The 13,547-nt window shown below is 64.4% G+C and carries 10 protein-coding genes; 3 read left to right on the forward strand and 7 right to left on the reverse strand.

Features of this window, described 5'->3' with window-relative positions; translation table 11 throughout:
- The coding region (locus K0F86_RS11135) for a metallophosphoesterase (RefSeq protein WP_219134440.1) at positions 1-1,125 on the reverse strand (1,125 nt) is incomplete at its 3' end.
- Between the two features lie 215 nt (positions 1,126-1,340).
- Between K0F86_RS11135 and K0F86_RS11140 the strand changes: the two genes are divergently transcribed.
- Complete coding sequence (locus K0F86_RS11140) at positions 1,341-2,819, forward strand: serine hydrolase domain-containing protein (RefSeq protein ID WP_219134441.1); 1,479 nt, start codon at positions 1,341-1,343, stop codon at positions 2,817-2,819.
- Here the strand turns inward: K0F86_RS11140 and K0F86_RS11145 are convergent.
- Complete coding sequence (locus K0F86_RS11145; RefSeq protein WP_219134442.1) at positions 2,816-3,400, reverse strand: type 1 glutamine amidotransferase family protein; 585 nt, start codon at positions 3,398-3,400, stop codon at positions 2,816-2,818. The two genes, K0F86_RS11140 and K0F86_RS11145, sit on opposite strands and share 4 nt — an antisense overlap.
- A gap of 201 nt (positions 3,401-3,601) precedes the next feature.
- On the opposite strand from K0F86_RS11145, the gene K0F86_RS11150 reads away from it, so the two are divergent.
- Positions 3,602-5,251: a phosphoethanolamine transferase gene (locus K0F86_RS11150; RefSeq protein WP_219134443.1), complete on the forward strand. Its 1,650-nt coding sequence runs from the start codon at positions 3,602-3,604 to the stop codon at positions 5,249-5,251.
- A 64-nt stretch (positions 5,252-5,315) separates the two neighbouring features.
- Here K0F86_RS11150 and K0F86_RS11155 read toward each other — a convergent pair whose 3' ends face one another.
- Both K0F86_RS11155 and K0F86_RS11160 read right to left on the reverse strand, forming a co-directional pair.
- Complete coding sequence (locus K0F86_RS11155; RefSeq protein WP_100873082.1) at positions 5,316-6,089, reverse strand: ferredoxin--NADP reductase; 774 nt, start codon at positions 6,087-6,089, stop codon at positions 5,316-5,318.
- Positions 6,090-6,322: 233 nt separating this feature from the next.
- Positions 6,323-7,468: an acyltransferase gene (locus tag K0F86_RS11160; RefSeq protein ID WP_219134444.1), complete on the reverse strand. Its 1,146-nt coding sequence runs from the start codon at positions 7,466-7,468 to the stop codon at positions 6,323-6,325.
- A 258-nt stretch (positions 7,469-7,726) separates the two neighbouring features.
- On the opposite strand from K0F86_RS11160, the gene K0F86_RS11165 reads away from it, so the two are divergent.
- Positions 7,727-9,232, forward strand: a complete 1,506-nt coding sequence (locus K0F86_RS11165; RefSeq protein ID WP_219134445.1) for an anion permease — start codon at positions 7,727-7,729, stop codon at positions 9,230-9,232.
- Between the two features lie 21 nt (positions 9,233-9,253).
- On the opposite strand, the gene K0F86_RS11170 is transcribed toward K0F86_RS11165, so the two are convergent.
- The 3 genes from K0F86_RS11170 to K0F86_RS11180 form a co-directional block, all read right to left on the reverse strand.
- Entirely contained in the window at positions 9,254-9,628 is a 375-nt protein-coding gene (locus K0F86_RS11170) for a hypothetical protein (protein WP_219134446.1), read from the reverse strand.
- Positions 9,629-9,646: 18 nt separating this feature from the next.
- Entirely contained in the window at positions 9,647-12,187 is a 2,541-nt protein-coding gene (locus K0F86_RS11175; protein WP_219134447.1) for an EAL domain-containing protein, read from the reverse strand.
- A partial coding sequence (locus K0F86_RS11180) for a response regulator (protein WP_219134448.1) occupies positions 12,184-13,547 on the reverse strand: 1,364 nt, incomplete at its 5' end. The genes K0F86_RS11175 and K0F86_RS11180, both read right to left, overlap by 4 nt.

Genomic DNA, 13,547 nt, shown 5'->3' on the forward strand with positions numbered 1-13,547 from the left:
GAGCAGGTGGCTGCCCTTGCTGAACGGTTCCTGCGGCCGCGGCACTTCGTAGTATTGGCCCTGCATGACGCCGTCGGACAGTTCGACGCGCAGGAAGCCGTGATGGTCGTCCGAGTAGTTTTCCAGCGTGACGGCGTCGCCGTCGCCGTCATGGAAGACGGCAGGCGCGATCAGACGCTGTCCATTGACCTTCATGATCTGGTGCAGATTGTGATAGCCGCCGGCGCCCGTGACGAGGAACAGGGTCTTGCCGCCGTCGCCGTTGGCCCGCGTCAGCCGTTGGTAGTTGTGCACGTGGCCGGCAAGGATGGCGTCCGGATGGCGGCCCGCTTCGGCGGACGCTTGCGCGACGAGGTCTTTCATGTAGGTGCTGCCAGAGTGGTGGTCGTCGGCCGAGTAGATCGGATGGTGCAGGGCCAGCAGCAAGGGCAGTTCGCGCGGCAGGGTAGACAGCTCCGACACCAGCCATTCCTTCTGCGGCGCGCGGATCTCGCCGCCGGCGGGTACATTGCTGTAGAGCCCGACGATACTGGCTTGCGGCGTGAGCAGGGTCCAGTACACATTCGGCTGCACCATGGCCGTGCGGTGGGAATCGCCCGATTCCGGCATCTTGACGGGCTGGGGCGCACAAAAATTGCGCACGAAGCCGTCGAGGGTCTGGTCGTCCGGCAGGTTGTCGCCGTCGTGGTTGCCAGGTACGGCAAACACGGGCGCCAGATAGAATTCATAGGGCTGGTAAAACTGTTTGTAGTATTCGCTGACCTGGCCGTTGAAGTAGACGCAGTCGCCCGTGACATACAGGAAGGCCGGCGGCTCACTGGCGTCGGCCTGGAAATCGTTCTCCATGCCCTTTGCCACCAGTTCCTGCGGCACCGCATACTCGATGCCGCCCATGTCGCCATTCAGGTGGAAGACGAGTTTGCGGTTCCTGACGATGGCCTCGTAGATAGCGGGCGCCACGACATCCTTGAGGTCGAGGCGGAAGGGCGCGCTGCCCGTCGGCGGCGGCAGGTCGCGAAACGCCGTGTTGCGGGGCGGCGCCTGGTGCAGCGACGCCGCTCTCCCTGCTTGCGGCCGCGCCAGGCCAAAGACATGGGCATTGCTGCCAGAGACGAGATCTGCCATGACGGACTCCTTGCGCCGGCTTGCCTGTGCGCCGGCCAGACTGTCAGTGTAGTCCGCGCAGGAGCGCGATGCCGCTGCGCGCGGCAGCCGGTTCGATCTACATCAATAAGCGGTGTGCTGCAAGGAATGGATTTCTATCTGGCAATATTTCCGTTGACGTTACTAAATAGATATGTGATGCTGCACTTCCGCTCCGTCCAGCAGAGAGAGTCATCTTGCATACACGTTTCCCGTCGGCCCTGCTCATCCTGGCGCTCGGCGCCGCCCTTGCGCCGGACGCCCTGGCCGCCACTGCCGCGCCCGCCAACGGGCGGCAGGCCAGCCGCGCGGAGCGGGATATCGCCGCCTTCGTGCAGGACGAAATGCGCGAACGCCGGATACCGGGCCTGCAAATCGCGGTCATCCGGCATGGCAAGGTGGTGCTGTCGCGCAATTTTGGCCTGGCCAGCCTGCAATACCAGGTGCCGGTGACGGACGCGAGCCTGTTTTCCATCAATTCGGCAACGAAAGCGTTTACGGGCGTGGCCGTGATGCAACTGGTGCAGCAGGGCAAGATCGACCTGGCCGCACCCATCGGCCAGTACCTGGCGGGCCTGCCTTCAGCCTGGCAAACCGTGACGGTGACGCAATTGCTCAACCATACTTCCGGCTTGCCCGATGTGCTGGACCAGCGCAGCGGCAAGCTGGTGGGGCCGCAGCCCGATGACGCCGACGCGGCGTGGACAGCCGTGCAGACTTTGCCCGTGGAAGCCGCGCCAGGCCAGCGCTTCCGCTACAACCAGACCAATTACGTGTTGCTGGCGCAATTGATCGAGCGGCAGGGCGGCCAGCCTTTTACCAATTTTATCCAGCGCCGCCAGTTCGACGTGGCCGGCATGCCGCATAGCGGCTTCGGCGACGCGAAGGACGTGGTCGTGGGCAAGGCCAGTTCCTACGTGCTGGAGCGGGGCGGCAATGCTTACCGCAACGTGATCGAGGATTTCCCCGTGTTCATGCGCGCGGGGGCCGGCATCAACAGCAATGCGGGCGAACTGGCGAACTGGCTCATCGCGCTGCGGTCGGGGCGCTTGCTGGCGCCCGCCAGCGTGGAGCGGCTGTGGCAGCCGACCAGCCTGAATGACGGCAAGCCGGCGCCGTGGGCGCTGGGCTGGCCCAGCATCGGCCGCGGTGATCACCGTGCCGTGGCCGGCATCGGCGGCGCCCGCTCGGCCTTTTATGTGTATCCGGACGATGGCCTGGCCATCATTATCCTCAGCAACCTGGCCGGTGGCCAGCCGGAACAGCTGATCGATACCGTCGCCGGTTTCTACCTTCCCGCCCTGCGCCAGCAGCGCGGCGGCGCGTATGCCGCGCATTTATTGCGCAACAAAGCGGCCAGCACAGGCTTTGAAGGGCTGGAGCAGAAACTGGCGGCCATCCGGCGCCAGCACGGGCTGTCGGCGCCCACGGAAGACGACTTGAATGCCTGGGGCTACCGCCTGCTGGGCCGGCAACAGCCGAAACAGGCGCTCGCCGTCTTCCAGCTGGGCGTGCAACTGTACCCGCAAGGGGCGAACGGCCATGACAGCCTGGCCGAAGCGTACGAGGCGGACGGCGCGAAGGCGCAGGCCGTCACGCATTACCGCCGTTCGCTGGAATTGGACCCGGGCAACGCGCACGCCGTGGCGCGCTTGCGCGTGCTGGCCGCCGACTAGCGTGCTGCCTGGACCGCCTGACCGTGCTCGGCCCCGTGCATGGTCAGGTAGGCCGTCAGGTTGTCGTCGCGAATGCCCAGGCTGCGCAGCACTTCCCGCGTAAAACTGACGGGCGCCGTGCCCGGTGCCGTGACGATGCGCTGGTCGGCCACGGCCCACGGCACGTCCTGGTACAGGGCGGCGCCCGCATAGCCCGTTTGCAACAGGTTGTCCGCACTGTTGGACGTATGGCGCACGGTGTCGAGCACGCCCGCCTGCGCCAGCACGCGCGTGCCGTCGCAAATGCCGGCCAGCACAATATTCTTGTCGCGGGCGGCGCGCAGCAAGGGGCCGAGGTCCGGCGCCTTGCCGCTTTGCCAGTGGCTGCCGCCACACACCATCAGCAAATCGAGTTCATCAAGCACAATCTCTTCCAGCGCCAGTTGCGGCGTGACCAGCATGCCACCGGACGAGGTGACGGGCAGGCCGCCCGGCGTGGCGAACTGCGTGTAAAAGCCGTAATACAGGCGCGCCGTGGAATTGAGCAGGGCGGTTTCCCAATCGGCAAAGTTCTCGGTCAGTATGGTGATGGCACGTGTCATGAAAAGTCCTGTCGCAGGTGGAGATATCAATAGTAAGACAGGCTGGCTGGCCTGCCGGTGCCGAAAGCATAATGAAAAGCACTGACAATTTCTGTCAGGAGCGCACATGAAATGATGGTACAAGTTGCAAGGGACTACGCTACAATCGCTGGCCCGTCCGCACGGGCATGTCTCCCTTGCATACCTACCATCTATTGCCCCATGCTGATTCTGTTTTGCCGTGTCCTGCTCAGCATTGCTGGCCTGCTGCTGTTCTTCCTCTTCGATCAGTTAAGTGCGAACGAATGCCTGAAATTGTGCGTCTTGCTGGCGGCCTTCCTGCTGGGCGTGGGCGGCGTGCTGCACGCGTGGCGCGGCAATGCCAGCGCCGGCGCGATCAACGTGCTGCTGCGCATCGTGGTGCCCGTGTTTTACCTCGACGCTGCCATCAAGGGGTTTTTGCGTGGCTATTTTGGCATGCGGCCGAATCCGAATGCCGTTTTACAGGCGATGTTTGCGACAGATCAAGCGGAAACGGCCGAGTTTTTCCTGCACAACAGCGCCGCGCTGGCGCAATCGGCGGGCTGGTTCGTGCTCGTGACGACGGCCGTGCTGCTGGCCGACCGTTATCTGCAGCGCTGGCAGGTGGCGCGCGCCAGCAGCGTGCCGGGCCTGGCGCAAAAATGCTTTGCCGTCAGCATGGCCGTCTTTCTTGTGCTGCTGCACATCAATAACACCATGCGGCGCGAAAATCCGGCCCTGTTCTGGCCGCTGCGCTACCAGCAGTACAGCGTGCAGCTGGCAGCGATGCAATCGATGCAGCAGGCGCTGACGGCGGCCATGGCCGCGCCGCGCGACTGGCATGTGCGCTATGCGGGCGAGGATGCGCGCACCGTCATCCTGGTGATCGGCGAGAGCACCAACCGCGCTTCGATGTCGCTGTACGGCTACCCGCGCGCCACCACGCCCCGGCTCGATGCCATGCGTGCGAAACTGCTGGTGTTCAACGACGTGATTTCGCCCGCGTCCAGCACGGTGGAATCGATGATGACGATGCTCACGCCGGCCGATATCGGCAACCCCGATGCGTGGATGTCCAAGCCGAATTTGCTGATGCTGGCCGAGGCGGCCGGCTACAAGACGTTCTGGGTCTCGAACCAGACGCGCAACGATGGCTGGATCGGTCTGCTGGCGGGCCAGGCCGATGAAAGCGACTTCATCAACTACGGTACTGGCCGTGGCGAAAACAATTTTGATGGCAACCTGTTCCAGCCGTTCGCCCACGCGCTGGCCGATACGGCGCCGAAAAAGCTCATCGTCGTGCATTTGCTGGGCGCCCATCCCAGCTATGACATGCGCTATCCCAGCCGCTTCGCGCATTTCGACCAGGCGCGGGACGCCGTCAGCGCGCAGATGGTCAGCCAGGGCAGGTCCCGCTGGATACGCCACCAGCGCGATGAGTACGATAACGCCATCCGCTACGGCGATTACGTGCTGGGCACCCTGATCGGCATGGCCGACAAAGCCAAGGCCGGGCGCGCCGCCTCGCTGCTGTTCGTTTCCGACCATGGCCAGGAAGTGGGCTACAGCCGCAATCACGCGGGCCATTCCGCCTCCGACAAGAGCGGCTATGAAATTCCCATGTTGATCTGGAACAACCAGCAAGCGCCGCAATCGGGAGCCGCGCGCGCCGCGCTGGAAAGCCGGCCGTACCAGACGGACAAGCTCGATGCGACCGTGCTGGGCTTGCTGAAGATCGAGACGCGCTATTACGCGGCGCATGACGATATCCTCAGCGGTGCCTTTCAGCCCGTGCAGCGTTTCATGAATGGCTTGCAATACCAGCGCGGCACGCCGGCGCTGGTGCGCTGAAACGCCAGGGGCCCGGCGCCGCCGCAAGGTGCGGCGGGACCGGGCCCCTGGAGAACGCGATCGATTACTTCTCGGCGAACGCGCGCTCGACAACGAAATCGCCAGGCGTCGAGGTATTGCCTTCCTTGAAGCCACGCGCTTCCAGCATTTCTTTCAGGTCGCGCAGCATGTCCGAGCTGCCGCAGATCATGACGCGGTCTTCGGCCGGGTTCAACGCCGGCAAGCCCAGGTCTTCGGCCAGTTTGCCGTTCTCGATCAGCGCCGTGATGCGGCCCATGTTGCGGAAATCTTCGCGCGTGACGGTCGGGTAATAGCGCAGCTTGTCGCTGACCATTTCGCCCAGGAATTCATGCTTCGGCAGGTGCTCTTCCAGCAGCTCGCGGTAGGCCAGTTCATCGACCTGGCGCACGCCGTGCACGAGGATCAGCTGGTCGAAGCGCTCGTAGATGTCCGGATCGCGCACGATGCTGAGGAATGGCGCCAGGCCCGTGCCCGTCGACAGCATGTACAGGCGCTTGCCTGGCAGCAGGTAGTCGGACACCAGGGTGCCCGTCGGCTTGCGGCCGACGATGACGGTGTCGCCCACTTGCAAATGTTGCAAACGCGACGTCAATGGACCGCCCGGTACCTTGATGCTGAAAAATTCCAGGTGCTCTTCGTAATTGGCGCTGGCGATACTGTAGGCGCGCAGCAAGGGCTTGCCATCGACGCGCAGGCCGATCATGGTGAAATGGCCATTCGAGAAACGCAGCGACGGGTCGCGCGTGGTGGTAAAGGAGAACAGGGTATCCGTCCAGTGGTGCACGCTTAAAACGCGCTCTTCATTCATCGAACTCATAGTATTTGTTGGCTGGTCAAAAAAATGGTTAGTTGCTGGCAACTGCTGGCAAAAGTGAAACCCTGTGTAGGCCCAGACGCTATTGTACTGGCGTCCACACGAAATTGTTACCGTCTATCGCCGCCAATGCTGCCGCACATGGTGCCGACATTATAGTGCGGATGGCAAGTTCGGGCTGGAATTTGCCCGGAAACGGGCTGTGGGCATGCGCTCTCTTGACCTGGCTCACTTTTTCAAGGTGCCGCTCCAGGGCTGCCAACCGCGCGCGCAGGCGCGGGCGCGGCGGCGCCCCGGAAGCGCCGGCGCAGGGCGGCATTCGCCGGTTCGGACACGCAGCGGGCCACGAGGGCGGCCGCCAGCGCCGTCGCTGCCAGGAACAGCGCCAGCCACGGCAGCCGTTCCGCGTAGCCCAGGCCCGCCTTGTCGACCACGTTACGCATGGCGGCCAGCACGATGATATGGAACAAGTACAGCTCATAGCTGTGCCGTCCCAGCCATTGCAGCGGGCCGGAGCGGCCCTGGCTGGCCGTCTGGCCCGCCAGGGCGCCCACGATGAAGGCGGCGCTGGCCAGCGCGATCAGGGTAAAACCGAAGACTTCGTGTCCGCCGATGCCGCGCGCATACACGGCCGCCAGGGCCAGGCCCGCCGCCCAGCGCAACAGTTGCCCGGCACGCGCGCCCGGCTGCCAATGTTGCGTCAGCAGGGCCGTCAGGCAGCCGATGCCGATGGCGTCGAAACAGGCGGCATAGCCGTACATGAAATAGATTTCGTTGTCCGCGTGCAAGCTGCGGTAGACGGGGCCGGCCACAATGGCGGCGCCGCACAGCAGCATGATCGCCTGGCGCCGGCGCAGCAGGCGGCACGACAGTGGCAACAGCAGGTAAAACATTTCTTCGACGGACAGCGACCAGTACACGTTCAGGCAGTAATTGAAATAGCCGGCGCTTTGCATCAGCACGTTGTGCCAGAAGGTCAGCACGGAGGCGATGGCGATGACGAAATAGCTGGCAGGCAAATCCTTGCCGCCGTCCGAATTGGCATAGAAGGGCACGTCCAGCACACCCAGCAGCACGATCAGGGACAGGGCCAGCAGCAGCGCCGGTAGCAGGCGGGCGATGCGGTAGGCATAAAACGCCGCCAGGTCGATGCGCGCCAGGTCGCCCCAGCGGCGCAGCGAGGTCGAGGTGATCAGGTAGCCGGAAATGACGAAGAACATGGTCACCCCGTAATTGCCCTGGTAGGCGGCTTTCAATAGCCAGGCCGGCAAGGCCGAGAGCGGGCTGTTCTTCAAGCCATAGGCCAGCGCAAAGTGCAGCAACAGCACGCACAGGATGGCCGCGCCGCGCAGGGCGTCGATATGATGGTTGCGAGCTTGCAATGGCGTCCTTGTCGGTTTGGCAGCATGAGGGGCGATTATGTGAGAGATCTCGCGCGCAGGTCAACGATTTTGCAATTGCCAGGAACGGCGCGCCGTATGAAGCAGTGGCCGGGGACGCCTTGCGTGTATGATATTGCCGAACAGAATTGTTGGGCATCTGTCATCTTGCGGGCGCGGTTTTCGTGCCCGCCGGCCCATGAATCTGCGTGCACGATTCCGGCCGCCAGGATGCCTGACCCACAGCGAAAGGTAATAAAGATGTATAAAACAGTGCGCGACATGTTCCTGCATTTCAAGGAAGCCGTCCCATTCCGCCTCGTCCCCGCCCTGATCTGCACCGCCTTGCTGGTGAGCATGCTATTGCTGCCGGCGCCCGACGGCTTGACGCCGAAGGCCTGGGGCCTGGTGGCGATCTTCCTCACCACGATTCTGGCGATCATTTTAAAAGTCATGCCGATCGGCGTGATGGCCATGATGGCCATCGTCATCGTGTCATTGTCGCAAGTGACGTCGACCTCGTCCAAGGGCGCCATCACGGATGCGCTCAGCAGTTTTTCGAATCCCCTGATCTGGCTGATCGTCGTGGCGATTCTGATCTCGCGCGGCCTGAAAAAGACGGGGCTGGGCAGCCGCATCGGCCTGCTGTTCATCTCGCTGCTGGGCAAGCGCACCATGGGCATCGGCTATGGCCTGGCGATTTGCGAACTGGTGCTGGCGCCATTTACGCCGAGTAACACGGCGCGCGGCGGCGGCATCGTCCATCCCGTCATGAAATCGATCGCCAACGCCTTCGATTCGGATCCTGCCAAGGGCACGGAAGGGAAAGTGGGCACGTATCTGGCCCTCGTCAACTACCACGCCAATCCGATCACGTCGGCCATGTTCCTCACGGCCACGGCGCCCAATCCGCTGGTGGTCGATTTCGTCGCCAAGGCCAGCGGCCAGAGTTTCCACCTGACGTGGACCACCTGGGCCCTGTGCATGCTGCTGCCGGGCCTGGTCTGCCTGCTGGTGATGCCGCTGATTATCTATTGGCTGTCGCCGCCGGAACTGAAAGCCACGCCGGACGCCGTCACCTACGCCAAGGCGGAACTGAAAAGCATGGGCCCGCTGTCGCCGTCGGAAAAAGTCATGCTGGGTACCTTCGCCTTGTTGCTGTTGCTGTGGGCGAATGTGCCCGCCATGCTGTTCGGCCCCGCGTTTTCGCTCGATGCGACGGTGGTCGCCTTCATCGGCTTGTTTGTGCTGATCATTACCGGCACCATCGACTGGGACGACGTGCTGTCGGAAAAGAGCGCCTGGGACACTTTGGTGTGGTTCGGCGCGCTCGTCATGATGGCCGAGCAGTTGAACAAGACGGGCGTGATCGCCTGGTTCTCGGCCGGCATGAAGGCGGCCATCGTCGCCAGCGGCATGGACTGGCTGCCGATCGCCGGCGTCCTGGTGCTGGTGTTCGTCTTCTCGCATTACTTCTTTGCCAGCACGACGGCCCACATCAGCGCCATGCTGCTGGCCTTCCTGACGGTGGGCCTGCACCTGATTCCCGCCGAGTACCACGTACCGTTCATGCTGATGATGACGGCCGGCTCGGCCATCATGATGACCCTGACCCACTACGCCACGGGCACCTCGCCCATCATCTTCGGCAGCGGCTTCGTGACGATGGGCAACTGGTGGCGTGTCGGTTTCATCATGTGCGTGGTGGAACTGCTGATCTTTGCCGTCGTCGGCACGACGTGGTGGAAGGTGCTTGGTTACTGGTAAGGTGATACGACGAGCTGCCCCTCAAGGCAGCTCGCCGCGCACGATCTGCAGCAGATAGGCGCGCGCCGCGCCCCGTTCCATGCCTTTTTCCTGCAGCAGCGGCAGCAGGCGCTCGAACAGCAGGCGCCGTTGCTGGCACGCTTCGGACGTGTCGCGCCGGTCCGAAAAGAAATCCATCAGGGTCGAGCCGCACGGGCAATTGCGGTAGACCTCGACGATGGCGACGTTGTTGTCATCGAAACTTTGCTTTAGCCCGGAAACATTCTGCCGCATCGCCCGCGTCTGCCCGATGAACTCGTCCGCCGTGGCGAAGACGCGGCCGCAGCAGGCGCAATGCTTGGGAAAGGCCGCTTCGGCCAGGGCGCGCAAGCCTTCGAAGAATAGTTGCTCCTGCATGATGGCTCCTGGCGGCGCCTAGGCGGCACGGTTGCTGATTTCGATGCCATGGGGACCCCGTGGCGGTCGTTGCACGCCCGATTCGAAGCGCTGGAAGGCTTCCAGCAAGTGGTCTTTCAGCAGGGTTTCGTCCCACGGCTTGGTGATGAACTTGTACACCGAGCCTTCGTTGATGGCCGCCGTGACCGAATGCAGCTCAGGATAGCCGGACAGCATCACGCGCACGATCTCCGGATAGACGCCCTTGATGCGGCGCAAGAGTTCGTTGCCGGACATGCCCGGCATGCGCGCATCCGTGAGGATCACGCCCACCGCGTGGGACGCGACCAGTTCCAGCGCTTCCTGCGCATTGGTGGTGCTGAGTATCTGGTAGCCCTCCTTGCGCAGCGAGCGGCGCAGGGCGGACAGGATATGCTCCTCGTCATCGACCAGCAGCAGCACGCGCTGCGGCGCCACGGCATGGCAGCTCTCGGGCGGCAAATGGGTGCCGGCATGCAACATCAGATCCATCTCGGCGCCGGGCAGGGGGCGGCTGAAGTAATAGCCTTGCATGGCGTCGCAGCGGTTGGTATTGAGAAATCCCAATTGTCCCTCCGTTTCCACGCCCTCGGCCACCGTGGTCAGGTGCAGCGACTTGGCCATGGCGATGATGGAGCGGGTCAGCGAAGCGCCGTCCACGCTGTCGGTCACGTCGCGGATGAACGATTGATCGATCTTCACCACGTCGATGGGGAATTGCTTGAGATAGGACAAGCTGGAATAGCCGGTGCCGAAGTCGTCCAGCGCCAGGGTGATGCCGATTTCCTTCAACTGTTCCAGCGCCCGCACCACCAGGTCGCGGTTTTGCATCAGCACGCTTTCCGTCAGTTCCAGTTCCAGGCAGTGGGACGGCACGCCGCTTTCCGCCAGCACTGCGCGCACCAGTTGCGGCATGTCGACCTGGCGGAACTGGCGCGCCGAGACGTTGACGGCCATCGTCAGGTGCGCAAAGCCGTAGGCATGCCAGACGCCCAGCTGCGCGCAGGCCGTGCGCAGCACCCATTCGCCGATGGGCACGATCATGCCCGTTTCCTCGGCCAGGGGGATGAAGCGGTCCGGCGGCACCAGGCCGATGCCGGGCCGGCGCCAGCGCAACAGCGCTTCCATGCCATAAATCTTGCCGCTGGTGAGATCGACCTTGGGCTGATAATGCAATTCCAGCTCGCCCAGCGCCAGCGCCTGGTGCAGCGCGTGCTCGATCTCGGCCCGCTCTTCCACCAGCACGCCCATCTTGTGGTTGTAGAACTGGTAAGCGTTGCGGCCCTTGTCCTTGGCGCTGTAAAGGGCCGCATCGGCCGTCTTCAACAGGATGTCGGCGCTGTCGCCGTCGGAGGGAAACACGCTGGCGCCGATGCTGGTGCTGACATGCAAGGTATGCTCGCCCAGCACAAAGGGCTCGGCGAACACCGCCAGCACCTTCTTGGCGATGTCCTCGGCCGTGTCGCTATCGGGCAAGTCCGTCAGCAGGATGACGAATTCGTCGCCGCCCTGGCGGGCCACGGTGTCGCCTTCGCGCACGGCCAGCTTCAGGCGGCGGGCCACTTCCTGCAGCAGCGCATCGCCCACCGGGTGGCCATAGCTGTCGTTGACGAACTTGAAACGGTCGAGGTCCAGCATCAGGGTGGCCAGGTGCAGGCGGGTGCGGCGGGCATGGGCGATGGCCTGGCCGATGCGGTCGTTCAGCAACTGGCGGTTGGGCAGATCCGTCAGCGCATCGTGGTTGGCCAGGTACTCGATGCGCCATTCCTGCCGCTTGCGATCCGTGATGTCCTGCACGGTACCGCGCATCAGCAGCACTTCGCCACCTTCGCGCACGGCCTCGGCCTGGTGAAAGACGATGCACTCGCCGCCGTCCGGCTGCAGCACCGCGTGTTCCAGGCCGTAGCTGGTGCCGCTGGCATGCAGTTCCATGAAGGCATCGAGCAGCAGGGGCCGCTGGTCTTCGGGCAGGCATTGCAGCAAACGGTCGAAGCTGGTGGCGCCGGAAGCGGCATCGAGGCCCAGGATGCGCAACAGTTCCGGCGACCAGTAACCATCGCCGCCGGTGCCCCGGTATTCCCAGTTGCCCAGGCGGGCCAGCGCCTGCGCGTGGTTGAGGCTTTCCTGGATGCGGCTCAATTCGGTCAGCGCGCTGCTGGCCCGCAGCAGGTAGCGCAGCCGGTGCGCCAGCAGCCGCCATTGCATCGGCTTGGAGATGAAATCGCTGGCGCCCGCTTCCAGCGCCTGCTTGATCGAGTCATCGTCATCGTTGCCGGTCAGCACGACGATGGGCACGTGCGCGCCGCCGGGCAGCCGGCGCAGCTGGGCGCAGCATTCGAAGCCGCTCATGCCGGGCATGGCGACGTCGAGCAGGACCAGGTCGGGCACGCCGCGCTGGAAGGCGGCCAGCGCTTCCAGGCCGCTGGCCGCTTCCTCGATGCGGAAGCCTTCCGGCTCCAGCGCTTCCGTTACCAGGAAGCGCGTCATGGTGTCGTCATCGACCACCAGAACCAGTGCTTGCGGGGGGAGTGCGGTATTCATAGGGCTTCCTTTTCAATGGCCAGGGCGGCGAGGACACGGTCGAGTTCTTGCTGGATGCCGCGGATATGCCGCAGCGCGCCGCCGACGTCATTGCCGCGCGCGTATTGTTCGATTTCACGGCAGGTGGCCGACAAGCCCAGCGCGCCCACGTTGGCGCAGCTGGACTTGAGCGTGTGCGCGGCCAGCTGCAGCGCCGCGGCGTCGCTGGCCCCGGCCGCCACTTCCAGCTGCACCAGCAGGCGCGGGGCGTCGCTGTAGAACAGGTCGATGATGCGGCCCAGCACGTCGGGACGGCCGGGACGGCGCATGGCGCGCAGGTTTTGCAGGGCGGCCGCGTCGAGGATGGCGGCCGCTTCGGCCGGCGCCTTCTGGACAGCCTGCGCCGTCACTGCCGGCGTCTGCACCGCCGCCGGCGCGCTGGACGCCGGGCGCCAGCGGGCCAGCACGGCCAGCAGGGCGGCGCGCGTGTACGGCTTGGCGAGGTAGTCGTCCATGCCCGCGTCCAGGCACAGTTCGCGGTCGCCCAGGATGGCGTTGGCCGTCAGGGCGATGATGGGCGTGCGCTCACGGCCTTGCTGGGCTTCCATGCGGCGCAAGCGCCGCGTCGCTTCGAAGCCGTCCATTTCCGGCATCTGGCAATCCATCAGGATCACATCGAACGGGTAGCGCTCCCACAGGGCCAGCGCGCGCCGCCCGTTGTCGGCCGGCGTGGCCTGGTAAGCGGTATCTTCCAGCATGGCCAGGGCGATTTCCTGGTTGATCGCATTGTCTTCCACCAGCAGCATGCGCAGCGGCGCCTGGCCTACGCCAGCGGTATCCTGCGCGGCGGGCAGGGCCGGCATGGCAGGCAGCGTGGGGGCCAGGGTGCCGAAGCCGCCCACGGCTTCGATGCAGTGGCGCAGTTCCAGCGCCCGCACGGGCTTGGTCAGGCAGTATTCCACGCCCAGCGCCGTCACCTGGTGCAGATCGGCCGAGGCATCCAGCGAGCTGAGCATGATGATTTTCAGTGCCGCCATGTCGGCGTCGGCCTTGATCGCCCGCACCAGTTCGGCGCCATCCATGACGGGCATGCGCATGTCGATGATGGCCAGGTCGAACGGACGCCCGCCGCGCAGCGCGCCTTGCAGCAGGCCCAGCGCCTCGGCGCCGTCGGCGGCGCTGGACGCGGCCATCTGCCACTCGATCGCGTGCTGCAGCAGGATATGGCGGTTGGTGGCATGGTCGTCGACGATCAGCACGTGCAAGGTATCGAGCGACACGCGCGGAGGCGCCGGCGGCGGCGCGTCACCGGGCGCCACCTCGCCCACGACGACGGTCACGGCGAAGCTGGAGCCCTGACCCGCCACGGATTTGAGCACGA

Origin of the sequence: Janthinobacterium sp. UMAB-60 (assembly GCF_900095235.1) — a bacterium.
Classification (GTDB): Bacteria; Pseudomonadota; Gammaproteobacteria; order Burkholderiales; family Burkholderiaceae_D; genus Janthinobacterium.